A 14,727-nucleotide genomic window follows, 5' to 3' on the forward strand; every position below is an offset into this window, starting at 1 on the left:
ATTCGTCTCAGGCCCCGTGCGCGGGACGTTCGAAGGCGCCGGGATCGGCCGGCAGGATCATTCGCGCCGGGGCCTGGCGCGTGGCCTTGCGCCGCGCCACCAGGTAGTAGAGGACCGCCGGCACCAGCAAGCCGATGATCCAGGAGATATCCACGCCGCCAAGGTGCTCGACCATCGGTCCGGTGTACAGCGTGGTCGCCAGGAACGGCATCTGCACCAGCACGCCGAGGGTATAGACGGCGATTCCCGGCAGGTTCCAGCGACCGTAGCGGCCGTCGGGGTCGGCCAGCGCGGGCACGTCATAGCGCTCGCGGGTGATGAAGTAGTAGTCGACCAGGTTCACCGCGCTCCACGGGGTGAAGAAGGTCAGCAGGAACAGGATGAAGGACTTGAACGCAGCGAGGAACGAGTGCTGGCCGAGCAGCGCGATGAGCGTCGAGGCGCCGACGATCACGAGGACGAAGAACAGGCGTTGCAGGCGGGTGATCTCCAGCTGACCGCGTACGCTGCTGATGATGGTCGCGATGCACATGAAGCTTCCGTAGGAGTTCAGCGTGGAAATGGTCACCTTGCCGAAGGCGATGCTGAAGTAGAGCAGCGCGGCGACGGTCCCGCTGCTGCCCAGGCCGACGATGTAGGCCACCTCGCGGCCGGCGAACTGACCGTTGGCCAGGGCTGCGGAGAACACCCCGAGGACCATCGAGGCCTGGGCGCCGAGCACCGAGCCGAGGCCGACGGCGAGGAAGGTCTTCCACGACGAGGTGGACGCCGGCAGGTAGCGTGAATAGTCGGCCACGTAGGGGCCGAAGGCGATCTGCCAGGACGCCGCCAGGGACACCGCGAGGAGGAACGAGGCCCAGCTGAAGTGGCGGATGGCGAGCAGATCGCCGATGTCGCTGAGCAGCATCAGGCGGCTGAACAGGTAGACGAAGGCGATGATGCCGAGGACGCTGGCGATCCGCCCGATGATGTGGATGACGCGATAGCCGAGCACCGTCACCAGGACGATGAAGGCGGCGAAGATGAAGATCCCGGCGCTGTCGCTGAGCCCGGTGAGCTGGCCGATGGCCTGGCCGGAAAGCACCGTGCCGGTGGCGGTGAAGCCCAGGTACATCAGGCACACCAGGGCGATCGGGATGCAGGCGCCGTAGACGCCGAACTGCACCCGGCTGGAAATCATCTGCGGCAGCCCCAGGCGCGGCCCCTGCGCGGCGTGCAGGGCCATCACCGCGCCGCCGAGGAGCTGGCCGATGAGCAGGCCGACCAGCGACCAGAACACGTCGCCGCCGAGGACCACGGCGAGGGCGCCGGTGACGATGGCGGTGATTTGTAGGTTAGCCCCCAGCCAGAGGGTGAACTGGCTGTAGAGGCGGCCGTGGCGCTCGTTCGCCGGGATGTAGTCGATCGAGCGCCGTTCGATCAGTGGCTTGCTGTCGCTGCCCTGGGTCATGCTGCTGTACTCCGCTGCGGCTCGCGCGCCGCCATTCTTGTTGTGGCCTGGTCGGGACAGTGGGCGACCGCCCCCACGCCCCGCCGGCGTGGAGGCGGTTTCCGAGGTCAGCGCTGGGCGGTGATCATCGGCAGGTTCAGGCCCTGCTCCTTCGCGCAATCGATGGCGACCTGGTAGCCGGCGTCGGCGTGCCGCATCACCCCGGTCCCCGGGTCGTTGGTCAGCACGCGGGCGATGCGTTCGGCGGCCTCGTCGCTGCCGTCGCAGACGATCACCATCCCGGAGTGCTGGGAGAAGCCCATGCCCACGCCGCCGCCGTGGTGCAGCGAGACCCAGGTGGCGCCGCTGGCGGTATTCAGCAGGGCATTCAGCAGCGGCCAGTCGGACACCGCGTCGGAGCCGTCCTGCATGGCCTCGGTCTCGCGGTTGGGGCTGGCCACCGAGCCGGAGTCGAGGTGGTCGCGGCCGATGACGATCGGTGCGGACAGCTCGCCGCTGCGCACCATCTCGTTGAAGGCCAGGCCGAGCTTGGCGCGCAGCCCCAGGCCAACCCAGCAGATGCGCGCCGGCAGGCCCTGGAAGCTGATGCGCTCGCGGGCCATGTCCAGCCAACGGTGCAGGTGGGCATCGTCGGGGATCAGTTGCTTGACCTTGGCGTCGGTCTTGTAGATGTCCTGAGGGTCGCCCGACAGCGCGGCCCAGCGGAACGGACCGATGCCGCGACAGAACAGCGGGCGGATGTAGGCCGGGACGAAGCCGGGGAAATCGAAGGCATTGGCCACCCCCTCTTCCTTGGCCATCTGGCGGATGTTGTTGCCATAGTCGAAGGTCGGCACGCCCTGCTGCTGGAACGCCAGCATGGCCCGCACGTGTACCGCCATGGACTGCTTGGCGGCCTTGACCACGGCGGCCGGGTCGGTCTGCGCGCGGTCGCGGTACTCTTCCCAGCTCCAGCCGGCCGGCAGGTAGCCGTTGAGTGGATCGTGGGCGCTGGTCTGGTCGGTGACCATGTCCGGGCGTACGCCGCGGCGAACCAGTTCCGGAAGGATCTCGGCGGCATTGCCCAGCAGGGCGATGGAGATGGCCTTGCCTTCGGCGGTGTAGCGCTGGATCCGCGCCAGGGCGTCGTCCAGGTCCTTGGCCTGCTCGTCGACGTAGCGACTGCGCAGGCGGAAGTCGATGCGGCTCTGCTGGCACTCGATGTTCAGCGAACAGGCGCCGGCCAGGGTCGCCGCCAGCGGCTGGGCGCCGCCCATGCCGCCAAGGCCGGCGGTAAGCACCCAGCGGCCCTTGAGATTGCCGTCGTAATGCTGGCGGCCAGCCTCGACGAAGGTTTCGTAGGTGCCCTGGACGATGCCCTGGCTGCCGATGTAGATCCACGAACCGGCGGTCATCTGGCCGTACATCGCCAGGCCCTTGGCGTCCAGTTCGTTGAAGTGTTCCCAGGTCGCCCAGTGCGGCACCAGGTTGGAGTTGGCGATCAGCACCCGCGGCGCGTTGGCGTGGGTCTTGAACACGCCGACCGGCTTGCCGGACTGTACCAGCAGGGTCTCGTCGTCGTTCAGTTGCTTGAGGGTCTCGACGATCCTGTCGTAGCACTCCCAGTTGCGCGCGGCACGGCCGATGCCGCCGTAAACCACCAGTTCCCTGGGGTTCTCCGCGACCTCCGGGTCGAGGTTGTTCATCAGCATGCGCAGCGGCGCTTCGGTCAGCCAGCTCTTGGCGGTCAGCGTAGTGCCGCGCGGGGCGCGGATTTCAATATCGCGGAATTTGCTCGGGGTGGTCACGGCAGGCTCCTGGGCGTGGCGTTCAACGGGCGGCGACCCGCGAGGGTGCGCCTGAATTCGGGGACGAAGCAGAGGTCGGGCTGGGTCTACCGAACACATCTATGCTTGTACATACAAGTATAAGCAAAGGAAGGGCCAATTCTGCCGCCACGCCCTCCGGCGATATCTCCACATTCCCGTGAATTTCATTCAACCCGTTGATTTTTATGTAGTTAAGAATTAGCGAAGGTAGCCTCTCCCCCGGGAGAAGGAGCCTGCCGGAACGGCCCTGGGTGCACGTGATCGAAGCGTGCGCGCACCGGTTTGGGGCCTTCGGTAACACCGTTCAGCGCAATTGCGGGTAACCCCAGCCCTGCGCCTGACGCTCGTAGTCGAGGAGAATCCGGTAATGCTCCTCGCCGGCCGGGAGGAAGCTTTTCAGCGCCAGTGTCGCGGCCAGGTGCGGGCACTCGATCAGCGTCAGGTTCAGCGCTTCGAACAGTTCGCGGCGTTGCGCCGCACTCCAGTGCAGCGAGGTGATCAGCGGCAAGGCCGGGCTCGGCGCGCTGCGCCCGAGCACGCGCAGGCCGGCCAGGCGCTCCGGTGCGTGGCGTTGCAGGTAGCCGAAGGTCACTGCATCCACCGAGGTCAGCTCGACCTCACCCGCCGCCACCATCGCCAGGCTGCGCAGGTGGCCGCCGCTGATGCGCACTTCGGCGAAGAACGCCGAGTCTCGCCCCAGCGGCGCCAGCGCATGGCGCAGCAGGTTCATGCCGCTGTTGGAGTCGCGGTCGTTGAGCGCCAGGCGGGTATTGCGGAAGTCGCCGAGGCGCTGGCGCGCCTGTCCTTCGGCGGCGACGAACAGACTGCAATGCTCGCCGGGAGCGCAATCGGGCAAGTCGTAGCTGGGCACCGCGAGCACCGCCACCTGGCCGCGCAACTGGGTCATCAGCGGATAGCCGCAGGTCTGCGCGAACAGCAGGTTAGGCTGTCGCCACTGCACCGCCAGATCGGCGGCGGCCGGCGCGTAACGGCGCACGCCCAGGCGCCGGCAGACCTCGCCGATGAAGGTTGCGCCGGCCTGCCTGACGCAGTCCGGCTCGACATACATGTCCAGCGCCGCCACCACCGGGGTATCGATCATGCTCTCGTCCGCCTGCCTTCAATGCTCGGGATGCACCGGCGCATCCACCGGCCGCCAACCGTGGCGCCGCCATAGACGACCATAGCCGGGCAGGTGGAAATCGCCACTGCGTCGCCGGTAGGCACGGCGGCTTGCGTTATACACGCGCGGCAGCAGGTACCAGGGCAGGCCCGGCAGATCGTGGTGGACCAGATGCAGGTTGTTGTTGAGGAACAGCAGCCGCCACGGCCACCCCGCCTCGACCAGCACGCTGCGCTGCGCCGGCTCGCGGGCCGGACGGTGCTCGTAGAAAGAGCGCAGCATGCTCAGGCCGAGGGCCGGATAGGCCACCGCCGGCAGGTACAACCAGGGCGGGATGCCCGCCCAGCGCCAAAGCCCGGCCAGCAACCCGCCCAGCAGCACGGCATGCAGGCCCCACAGGCGCCAGGCGGCGCCCTCTCCCTGGCGCAACCGCGAACCCTCCAGGCGCGCCATCGCCGCCAGGGCCAGCAGCGGGCCGAGGGTGGCGCGACCGAGCAGGGTCTTGTCCAGGCAGAGCCAGCGCCGCCGCCAGGAGCCCAGGCGCGGCCATTCGGACAGACTGACGTAACGACTCTCGGGGTCCAGCCCCGGGTAGGTCAGTTGCTCGTCGCGGTGGTGCCGCAAGTGGCTGTCACGGTACAGCGGATAGGGATACCAGACGGCCAGCGGCAGGTAGCCGAGCACGGCGTTGAACCTCGGCCAGCGGGTCGGGTGGCCATGGATCAGCTCATGCTGCAACGACATGTAGAGGGAGGCGAACGGCACCAGCCCCGCCAGCACCGGCCAGCCCCAATGCCGATACTGGCTGGCGAGCAGTGCCCAACCGCCGTACAGGCAGGCGACCAGCAGCCAGGTCGGCCATTCGCTGCGCGCCTGGAAGGTATCCTGGAGCCGCCGCACCAGGGTGCGCTGACGCCCGCTCAGGTAGTGCGCCATGAAGGCTGGCGAGGCTTACTTCAGGGAGGTATCGAGGCGCGCGGCGACTTCGGCCGGCACCCAGTGGCTCCAGATTTCGCGATGCTGGCGAAGGAACTGCGCACGCACCTCGCCGACCTCGCGATGATTCTGCGCCATGTCGGCGAGCAGCTCGTTGAACAGCGGCAAGGGGATCTCGACCTTGCGGAACAGCTCGACCAACGCCGGCGCCTTGTCATGGAAATCGCGGGAAACGCCAATGGTGATCTTCGCCGGCAACGAGCGGGAACCGATGGGGTCGGGGTTCTTCGGATCGGACAGGGTGGCCCAGGCCTTCTCGCTGAACGGCGGCTCTTCCAGTTGCACCAGCTTGAAACGGCCCATCAACGGAGTCGGCGACCAATAGTAGAAAAGCACCGGCTCACCGCGCCGGAAGGCCGCACTGATCGCCGCATCCAGCGCCGGGCCGGTGCCGGTGCGGAAGTTCGTGTAGCTGTCCTGCAACCTGTAGGCCTTGAGCTTCTGGCTGTTGACGATCTCGCAGGTCCAACCGGTCGGGCAGTTGTAGAAACGCCCCTTGGCGGGCTCCTCGGGATCGCGGAACAGCGCCTTGTAGCGCGGCAGGTCGGCGACCGACCTCAACTCCGGCGCCTTCGCCTCGATGCCTCGTTGCGGGTCGCCCTTGACCAGGTACTCCGGCACCCACCAGCCCTCGGTGGCGCCCTTCACCGTCTCGCCGACGGAGAACACCTCGCCCGCCTCCTCCGCCGCGCGCCACACCGGGCTACGCCCGGCCCATTGCTCCCCGGTGACCTGGATATCGTTCTGGCGCAGGGCGTTTTCCATGGTCACGGTATTGCCTGGCAGCGCGTCGGTCTCGCAGCCGTAGCCTTTTTCCAGTACGTAGCGCAACAGGTCGGTGGTGAACATGCCGCTTTCCCAGTTCAGCCCGGCGAACACCACTTTGCCCGGGTACGGGCATTCCGCCGCGACGGCGGTCTGGCTGGCGAGGCTGGCGCCCAGGGCGAGGACGGCGAGGATCTGGCGAAGCGGGGGCATGCGGGTCTCCCGGTTGGAGTCGGACGGCATGCAGAACTATATAGGCATTAAAAATATTGGATTAATAACGTTTGGTTCTTTGGATAGACAAAAGCGCCTACCCTTTCGGTGTAGACGCTTTTTCCTGGCGGCGCCGGCAAATCACAGCGAATCGAGTTCCACCGCACAGACCCACGCCGGCTCGTGTGCCGTCAGGCGCCAATACTGCAAGCCCTGCAGTCCCTCGGCGCACAGGCAGTCGTGGGCAGCCAGTTGCCCGCGAGGTTGCCCTTGCAAGGAAATCGCTACCCCGCCCTGCTGGGCGAACAGCAGCAGCGTGCTCGCCGTGCCGTGCCAGTCCAGCTCGCCCTCGACCCGCAGCCATTGCAGGCGCGCGCGATGGCGCCGGGGCGCATAGATCAGGTTGAAGTCGCGGATAGCTCCATCGAGCAGGGTGCAGTGCACCTCGCTGTCGCCGGAAAAGGCGAAGGCCTGCCGCGCGCGTAGCGGCGCGGATTCCGCGCCATCCACCCGCAGGCGCATGCCGCCGCCCTCCAGCACGCTGATGATCCGCTGGTAACCGGCGAAGCGGGAGAAGCCGCCGGACTCGCCGACATCGGCGATCGACAGGCGCCAGCCGAAGCCGTCCAGGCCGTCGCCGCCGTCGCGGGCGATCTCCTCGGTGGAGCCGGCGCCGTTCTTCCACGGCATTCTCGGGTAGTCGACGGCGCGCAGGATGCGGAATTCGCTCATGAGCTGAAGCGTCCTTCCAGACGGTGGCGGGAACCCGGGTGCAGCAGCCGCGCGGCGGTCACCGCGACACGCCCGGACCAGGTGCGGCGGCGGATCAGCAGGCACGGCTCGCCGCGTTCGATCTGCAACAGCTTGCACTCGGCCGGCTCGGCGAGGATCGCCTCGACCACATGCTCGCCCTCGGTGAGCGGCGCCACCTGGGTCAGGTAGGCATAGGGCGTTTGCCGGGTGAAATCCTGCTTGAGGTAGTCCGGCGCCACCGCGGCGTTCACGTAGCGGTCCTCGATCTGCACCGGGATATCGTTCTCGTAGTGCACGATCAGCGAGTGGAACACCCGCTGGCCTTCGCGCACGTCCAGTGCCAGGGCGCGCTCGGGGCCGGCGACCTCCTCGCCGAGGGTGATCACCTGGCAACGATGGCGATGCCCGCGGGCCGCGATCTCGTCGGCGATATTGTGCACCTCGAACAGTGCCGACTGGCCCTTGGGCTCGGCGACGAAGGTACCGACCCCCTGCATGCGCACCAGCAGGCCGTCGCTGGTCAGTTCGCGCAGGGCGCGATTGATGGTCATGCGACTGAAGCCGAGCTGGCTGACCAGTTCGCTCTCGGAGGGCACCCGGTGGTGCGGCGGCCAGGCGCCCGACTGGATCTGGCTGACGATCATCTGCTTGACCCGCGCGTAGAGCGGCGCCGGTACCTCGCCGAGTTGCGAGGCCAGCGGGGAACGATCGGAAGAAGAGGACGTCACGGAGAGACTCCTTGTCGAGGCGTCGATGAAGTGAGTTTACGCACCGCTTAATCGTCTGTATATGTATATACAAATAAAACAGACTGCGTGTGAGCTGATTATGTCCGCAATTTTCGCTGAACGTGCGTTGCTGCCGGAAGGCTGGGCGCGAAATGTCCGTTTCGAGATTTCCGCGGACGGAGTTCTCGCCGAGATTCGTCCCGACGCCAACACCGACGGCGCCGAACGCCTCGGCGGCGCCGTGCTGCCGGGGATGCCCAACCTCCATTCGCACGCGTTCCAGCGCGCCATGGCCGGGCTCGCCGAAGTCGCCGGCAATCCCAACGACAGTTTCTGGACCTGGCGCGAGCTGATGTACCGGATGGTCGCTCGGCTGTCGCCGGAACAGATCGAGGTCATCGCCCGCCAGCTCTATATCGAGATGCTCAAGGCCGGCTACACGGCGGTGGCGGAATTCCACTACGTCCATCACGACCTCGACGGCCGCTCCTACGCCGACCCCGCCGAACTTTCCCTGCGCATCTCCCGCGCCGCCAGCGCCGCCGGCATCGGCCTGACCCTGCTTCCCGTGCTTTACAGCCACGCAGGCTTCGGCGGCCAGCCGGCCAGCGAGGGCCAGCGGCGCTTCATCAATGGCAGCGAGGCCTACCTGGAACTGCTCCAGCGCCTGCGCGCGCCGCTGGACGCGGCAGGCCACTCCCTGGGCCTGTGCTTCCACTCCCTGCGCGCGGTGACTCCGCAGCAGATCGCCACGGTCCTCGCCGCCGGCCACGACGACCTGCCGGTCCACATCCATATCGCCGAACAGCAGAAGGAAGTCGACGACTGCCTGGCCTGGAGCGGACGCCGGCCGTTGCAATGGCTGTACGAGAACGTCGCGGTCGACCAGCGCTGGTGCCTGGTCCATGCGACCCACGCCGACCCCGCCGAGGTGGCGGCGATGGCGCGTAGCGGCGCGGTGGCCGGCCTGTGCCTGAGCACCGAGGCCAACCTCGGCGACGGCATCTTCCCGGCGACGGACTTCCTCGCCCAGGGCGGGCGCCTGGGCATCGGCTCGGACAGCCACGTCTCGCTCAGCGTGGTCGAGGAACTCCGCTGGCTGGAATACGGCCAGCGCCTGCGCGACCGGAAACGCAACCGGCTGTACCGCGACGACCAGCCGATGATCGGCCGCACGCTCTACGACGCTGCGCTGGCTGGCGGCGCCCAGGCCCTTGGGCAGCCGATCGGTAGCCTCGCCGTGGGCCGTCGCGCCGACCTGCTGGTGCTCGACGGCAACGACCCCTACCTGGCCAGCGCCGAGGGCGACGCCCTGCTCAACCGCTGGCTGTTCGCCGGCGGCGACCGCCAGGTGCGCGACGTGATGGTGGCCGGCAGATGGGTGGTGCGCGACGGCCGGCATGCCGGGGAAGAACGCAGCGCCCGGGCATTCGTCCAGGTGCTGGGAGAACTGCTCGACTGACCCTGCGCAGCGGCGGACAACCGCGTTGCGCTTATCCGCCCGACTCGTTCGAGCCGTCGGGCGCTAAACGCCGATACTTCCCACGCCAGCCGCCAGGCGTGAACGGCGCTGGAAAGAAAAAACGCCCCGGCGGGGCGTTCCTTCACTGGCTCCGCTTCAACTGGCCGTCGGGTACCCGCCAGATCAGCTCGTCCACCGCGTAACCGCGGCTGCGCGCTTCTTCCAGCAGACGCTCGCGGGTCTGCTGCGAAACCTGCGGGGTACGCGACAGCAGCCACAGGTATTCACGGTTCGGATTGCCCACCAGCGCGGTGCGGTAGTCGTCGTCCACCGCCAGCACCCAATAGTCGCCGCGCGCCACGTTGGGGAAGAGATTGGCGAACCAGTTGTCGAAGCGCACCCACAACTTGTCGGTGCGTCCCGGCTGCTGGGCGACCGCCCGCCCCTCCACCTGCTCCCACTCGCCATCCAGGGTCAGGCAGCGATTGATCACCTGGATGCTCTGGTCTTCCTGCAAGCGGTAATGCGCCTCCGATTGCGCGCAGTTGCGCTGGAAGAACATCGGCAAGCGCGCCAGTTCGTACCAGGTGCCCTGGTAGCGCTGGAGGTCGACCTGCTCGGTGGCCGGCGGATTCTTCGGCGAGCCCGCGCAACCGACCAGCAGCAAGCCCAGCCACAGGGTGCAGAGCACCCGGATCGGCAGACCGATCACTTGAGCCCCTGGCCGGAGAAGAGCAGCGCCTTGTCGGCCGCGTACTGCACGCTGATGAAAGCCTTCTCGTCGCCCCAGGTGCAACTGGACATGCCCAGCGCGCCGGAGCACTCGGTGGGCTTGCCGAGGATCGCCTCGACCTCGGCCTTGCTCATGCCGGCCTTGAGCTTGGAATAGTTTTCCTGGTTGATCTTGCTGCAGGCGGCCAGGACGACGCAGAAAGCGACCACGGCCAGGGTACGGAACGACGCCATGAGGAACTCCTTGTTCGGGGAAGCGCTGCCCTACAGCTTGGCACACGCGGGGGAAATCCGGAGCCTTGGAGTCAGAAACGCGAACCGGGTTCCCTGAGGAACGCCGTCTCCTCCTCGCTGGAGGGGCGGCCGAGAATGGCGTTGCGATGGGGAAAGCGACCGAAGCGGGCGACTACCGCATGATGCCGCTCGGCATAGTCGTAGAAATCGTCGAAGGGCTTGCGCACGCTGCCACCGACCTGATCGCGCAGGTCGCGGAAGCAGGCTACCGCCCGCTCCTGGCTGGGCAGGTCCTCGGCGTGCTCCAGGACCAGGTAGGCGAACACCCGGCGCACCGGCGGCAACTGGCGGTCGAAGCCTTTTTCCAGGCCCTCGCGCACCACCCGTTGCGCCCGGGCGTCGCCGGCGTAGGCGCGCGGCGTGTCGCGGTAGATCATCCGCGGCAACTGGTCGAGCAACAGGATCAGCGCCAGCCAGCCATCGGCCTCGGCCGTCCACTCCTGCAAGCCGCCGTCCAGCGCCTGGTTCACCAGGTCGCCGAAACGGCCGCCGGCATCGGCGTCCTGGCAGACGTTCTTGCCGAACCACAGGCCGTTGCGCTGGGCAACCACCTCGGCGGCATCGCTGGAGGTGCCGAACCACCAGTCGAGCAAGGTCTCCCAGGGCGCGCTCATCGGCCTACTCCGCGTGGTAGCCGGTGATGCGCTCGACTTCCTGCTTCGAGCCGAGGAACACCGCGACACGCTGGTGCAGGTTCTCCGGCTTGATGTCGAGGATGCGCTGGGTGCCGTTGGTGGCGGCGCCGCCGGCCTGCTCGATGATGAACGACATCGGGTTGGCTTCGTACATCAGGCGCAGCTTGCCGGGCTTCTCCGGCTCGCGGGCGTCGCGCGGGTACATGAAGACGCCACCACGGGTCAGGATGCGGTGGACGTCGGCGACCATCGAGGCGATCCAGCGCATGTTGTAGTTCTTGCCCAGCGGGCCTTCCTTGCCGGCCAGCAGTTCTTCCACGTAGCGTTTCACCGGCGCTTCCCAGTGGCGCTGGTTGGACATGTTGATGGCGAACTCGGCGGTGCTTTCCGGCACGCTGATGTTGTCGTGGGTGAGGACGAAGCTGCCCAGCTCGCGGTCCAGGGTGAAGCCCTTGACGCCGTTGCCGAGGGTCAGCATCAGCATGGTCTGCGGGCCGTAGATGGCGTAGCCGGCGGCGACCTGGGTGGTGCCCGGCTGGAGGAAGGCCTCCTCGCGCAGGGTATCGTTCTGGTTCAGGTACTCGCTGGGGCAGCGCAGCACCGAGAAGATGGTGCCGACCGAGACGTTGACGTCGATGTTGCTGGAGCCGTCCAGCGGGTCGAAGACCAGCAGGTAGGCGCCTTTCGGGTAGCGCCCCGGAATCTGGTAGGGGTGGTCCATCTCCTCGGAGGCCATGCCGGCCAGGTTGCCGGCCCATTCGTTGGCTTCCAGCAGGATCTCGTTGGACATCACGTCCAGCTTCTTCTGCACCTCGCCCTGCACGTTCTCGGTGCCCATGCTGCCGAGTACGCCGCCCAGCGCGCCCTTGGACACCGCATGGCTGATTTCCTTGCAGGCACGCGCCACGACCTCGATGAGGAAGCGCAGGTCGGCCGGGGTGTTGTGGCTGCGGGTCTGCTCGATCAGATAGCGGCTCAGGGTAACGCGGGACATGGATGGCTCCGGAGAGAGGAAAAAACCCGCGCAGTTTAACGCGGAATTGGCGGTCACGCTTGACTCCGCGCAACCGCCGGTTGGAGATCGGCGGCGGTGGCGCGGTTCATTTCCGCGGCGCGCAGCCGATCGACGGTCGTCAGCCGCGTCCCATCTCGCCGTTCAGGCTGGCCTGGACGATTTCCACCCAGTAGCCGTCGGGATCGCTGATGAAGGCCACGTTCTTCATGCCTCGGTCCAGCGGCTTGACGAAGTTCACCCCGAGCGTCTCGAAACGCTCGCAGGCCGCCACCAGGTCGGGCACCGAGAAGCAGATGTGGCCGAACCCGCGCGGGTCCTGGTTGCCGTTGTGGTACTGGCTGTCGTCGCTCTCGCTGCCCCAGTTGTGGGTCAGTTCGAGGACCGACTGGCGTCCGAAGGTGTAGCGCTGGCGTTCGTCGAGCGCGTCGGGCACCTCTTCGCCACGGGTCATGGCGAGGAAATACAGGGAGAAGCGGCCTTCCTCGAAATCCAGGCGACGCAGCAGGCGCATGCCGAGCACCCGCGAGTAGAAGTCGAGCGAGCGCTTCGGATCCTTGACCCGCAACATGGTGTGGTTGAACACGTATTCCTGGGTAATGGCGTCCGGCTCCATGCAGATGCCGGGCTGTACTTCGGTGTTGAAACTCATCGGGCGATTCCCTCGAACGAAACGGATCGGCAGTGTATGGCGGTCGACCGGGCGGCGAGTAACAGCGGGGTACTACTCTCTTGATGCCGGCGCGCGCCGATCGTTCCGTCGACGGGAAACGCGACCGGCGCCGCCCGGGCGCCGGCCGCCGTTTCAGAAGTCCAGGCTCAGCGCCAGGCTGACGCTCTGCTGGGTATCGTCCTCGCCCTTGCGCCAGTTGTAGCCGCCGCGCAGCGACAGCTCCGGCGCCAGCTTCTGGCTGAAGCCGAGGGAGACGCGGTTGAGGTGGTCCTGCGGGGTGTAGCCTTCGAGGGTGAAGCGATTGCCCGGCAGGCTGTTGAGGGACATGGTCAGGTCCTGGGTGTCGTCCTCGTACTCGCGTTCGTGGGCGTACTCGGCGAACAGCTGGGTATCGCTGCCGAACGCGTACTTGCCTTGCAGGCCGGCGCCCAGGCGCTTCGAGCTGCGCTTCTGGTCGTCGTAGTCGAGCGCGGTGGCGCTGGCGCCCTTCTCGGAATAGCCGTCGACCTCGACCCGCGCGTAGTCGGCGCTGACGAACGGCGACAGGTGCCAGGGACTGTCGGCCTGCTGGGCGATGTCGTAGCCCAGGCGCGCGCTGAACGCCCAAAGGTGGCCGTTGGTGTCGCCTTTCTCGCTGCGCTCGCCGCCGCCCAGGGCGAACTTGCGCTTCAGGTCGTCGTAGTCGAGGTAGCCGCCGGTCAGCGCCGCGTCAGCCCACCAGCGGTTTTCCTGGTACTGCACGAAGGCGCTGGCCATGTAGCTGTTCATCCGGTAGTCGGAATCCTTGGCGCCGGCTTCCAGCTTCTGCCGGTAGAAGCCGGCGGCGACCCCGGCCCGCCAGGCCTCGTCGATGCGGTAGCTGCCGCCAAGGGTCAGGTTGTAGCCGTTGCCGTCGCCGCTGGCGGCGCTGTCCTGGGAGTCGAAGTCCAGGCGCTGGCCACCGCCGCCGACGAAGCCGCGCCACTGGCCGACGTTCTGCCAGTTCTCCCAGTCCGCCTGCCACTGGCTGCGCAGTTCATCCTGGTAGGCACGCAGGGTGCCGTGGGCCATTTCCGGCAGCAGGGTCAGCTCCCAGGGCGCCGACAGCAGCGAATAGGTGTAGTCGGCGATCAGGCGCTGGCCGGTGATGGTCGGGTGCACGCTGTCGTTGAACAGCAATTTGCTCGGGTCGGGCGTGCTGCCGTTGATCCCGTAGGTCGGGTTCATGGTGCAGCCGTTGCCGCTGAAACAGGTGCCGATCAGGTTCTGGTCGGCGGCCAGGCCGAAGGAAGCCGGGTTGGCCATGCCTTCCTTGAGCAGCAGCGGGATGTTCAACGGAATGACGTTGGCGCCGGCCTGGCTCAACTGGGCGGTCAGCTCGGCGTTGAACGTGCCGCTGAGTTGGCTGGCGAAAGGCTGCAAGGGACCACCGAAGGTAGCCGGGGTCAGGCCCAGGTCGGGCAACAGCCAGACCACGATGTAGCGCGCGCCGGCCTGCTGCAGGGCCTGCACGCTATCCACCAGGCGACCGGCGGCCTGTTGGGCCTGGACGTCGTTGAGGATGCGCCCCTGGAGGAAGTCGTTGCCGCCGCCGGTGATGTAGTACAACGCGTTCGGATCGGCACCCAGGCCCTGGCGGGCACGGTCCACCAGGTAGCCATCGCGGCTGCGCAGGAGGGTATTGTCGCGCTCGATCAGCGAGCCGTTGGCCGCGGTGATCGAGTCGTAGATCTGATCGGTCCGGTAGCCGCCCACCGCCCAGTTGTTGCCGTCGGCGATGCCCTGCTGGGCGTTGACCGGCGAGGTCGAGGCAGCCAGGTCGCCCGGGGCGATGCCGAGCTGATTGCCGAGCAGCATGGGCGCGGTCGGTCCGAAGATCTCGCCGCTGCCGTTCTGGTAGGTCGGGCCGACCCGGTTGGTGAAACGCGAGGTGCTTCCGGCGGGGCCGGCAGGATCGGGGAACTGCCCGGCATCGCTGAGGCTGTCGCCGAACACCACCAGCGTCGAATAGGGCGAAGGAGCAGCCTGCGGGGCGGTGGACAGCGAAGCCAGCAGGCAGGCCGCTACCAGTGGCTTGAGCGCCATTCTGATCATTCTCTTACTC

At 67.2% G+C, this 14,727-nt stretch carries 14 protein-coding genes; 1 reads left to right on the forward strand and 13 read right to left on the reverse strand.

All coding sequences use genetic code 11. The features are described 5' to 3' along the window. Positions 1-7: 7 nt before the first annotated feature. From VQ067_RS27880 to hutC, 7 genes are all read right to left on the reverse strand, one after another. Complete coding sequence (locus VQ067_RS27880; RefSeq protein WP_031640881.1) at positions 8-1,450, reverse strand: purine-cytosine permease family protein; 1,443 nt, start codon at positions 1,448-1,450, stop codon at positions 8-10. A gap of 107 nt (positions 1,451-1,557) precedes the next feature. Then, complete coding sequence (gene hutU / locus VQ067_RS27885; RefSeq protein WP_003095958.1) at positions 1,558-3,237, reverse strand: urocanate hydratase; 1,680 nt, start codon at positions 3,235-3,237, stop codon at positions 1,558-1,560. Between the two features lie 325 nt (positions 3,238-3,562). Next, positions 3,563-4,360, reverse strand: coding sequence for a phosphate/phosphite/phosphonate ABC transporter substrate-binding protein (locus VQ067_RS27890; protein ID WP_003095961.1), 798 nt, complete (start codon positions 4,358-4,360; stop codon positions 3,563-3,565). 18 nt (positions 4,361-4,378) lie between these two features. Beyond that, complete coding sequence (locus VQ067_RS27895) at positions 4,379-5,317, reverse strand: fatty acid desaturase (RefSeq protein WP_023096252.1); 939 nt, start codon at positions 5,315-5,317, stop codon at positions 4,379-4,381. Positions 5,318-5,332: 15 nt separating this feature from the next. After that, positions 5,333-6,355, reverse strand: coding sequence for an ABC transporter substrate-binding protein (locus tag VQ067_RS27900; protein ID WP_003101766.1), 1,023 nt, complete (start codon positions 6,353-6,355; stop codon positions 5,333-5,335). A 141-nt stretch (positions 6,356-6,496) separates the two neighbouring features. Then, the gene (locus tag VQ067_RS27905; RefSeq protein ID WP_024947545.1) at positions 6,497-7,087 is read right to left on the reverse strand and encodes a HutD/Ves family protein; all 591 of its coding nucleotides are present in this window, start codon (positions 7,085-7,087) and stop codon (positions 6,497-6,499) included. Continuing rightward, on the reverse strand, positions 7,084-7,836 hold the full coding sequence (gene hutC, locus VQ067_RS27910) for a histidine utilization repressor (RefSeq protein WP_003095970.1): 753 nt from the start codon (positions 7,834-7,836) through the stop codon (positions 7,084-7,086). Before hutC ends, VQ067_RS27905 begins: the two co-directional genes overlap by 4 nt. A 100-nt stretch (positions 7,837-7,936) precedes the next feature. On the opposite strand from hutC, the gene VQ067_RS27915 reads away from it, so the two are divergent. Continuing rightward, positions 7,937-9,298 carry a formimidoylglutamate deiminase gene (locus tag VQ067_RS27915; RefSeq protein ID WP_033991500.1) on the forward strand — a complete coding sequence of 454 codons (1,362 nt, stop codon included), beginning with the start codon at positions 7,937-7,939 and terminating at the stop codon, positions 9,296-9,298. A gap of 142 nt (positions 9,299-9,440) precedes the next feature. On the opposite strand, the gene VQ067_RS27920 is transcribed toward VQ067_RS27915, so the two are convergent. From VQ067_RS27920 to estA, 6 genes are all read right to left on the reverse strand, one after another. Further along, complete coding sequence (locus VQ067_RS27920; RefSeq protein ID WP_003110174.1) at positions 9,441-10,010, reverse strand: lipocalin family protein; 570 nt, start codon at positions 10,008-10,010, stop codon at positions 9,441-9,443. Further along, entirely contained in the window at positions 10,007-10,264 is a 258-nt protein-coding gene (bamE, locus tag VQ067_RS27925) for an outer membrane protein assembly factor BamE domain-containing protein (protein ID WP_003095983.1), read from the reverse strand. The genes VQ067_RS27920 and bamE overlap by 4 nt, the downstream gene beginning before the upstream one ends. A 71-nt stretch (positions 10,265-10,335) precedes the next feature. After that, the gene (locus tag VQ067_RS27930; RefSeq protein WP_003101790.1) at positions 10,336-10,938 is read right to left on the reverse strand and encodes a DUF924 family protein; all 603 of its coding nucleotides are present in this window, start codon (positions 10,936-10,938) and stop codon (positions 10,336-10,338) included. Positions 10,939-10,942: 4 nt separating this feature from the next. Continuing rightward, entirely contained in the window at positions 10,943-11,953 is a 1,011-nt protein-coding gene (locus tag VQ067_RS27935) for a class 1 fructose-bisphosphatase (RefSeq protein ID WP_003110175.1), read from the reverse strand. 139 nt (positions 11,954-12,092) lie between these two features. Further along, complete coding sequence (gene gloA, locus VQ067_RS27940) at positions 12,093-12,623, reverse strand: lactoylglutathione lyase (protein ID WP_003141835.1); 531 nt, start codon at positions 12,621-12,623, stop codon at positions 12,093-12,095. A 153-nt stretch (positions 12,624-12,776) separates the two neighbouring features. Continuing rightward, entirely contained in the window at positions 12,777-14,717 is a 1,941-nt protein-coding gene (gene estA / locus VQ067_RS27945) for an esterase EstA (protein ID WP_003115524.1), read from the reverse strand. Between the last annotated feature and the right edge of the window lie 10 nt (positions 14,718-14,727).

Source organism: Pseudomonas sp. KBN12P06040 (assembly GCF_037574965.1).
Taxonomy (GTDB): domain Bacteria; phylum Pseudomonadota; class Gammaproteobacteria; order Pseudomonadales; family Pseudomonadaceae; genus Pseudomonas; species Pseudomonas aeruginosa.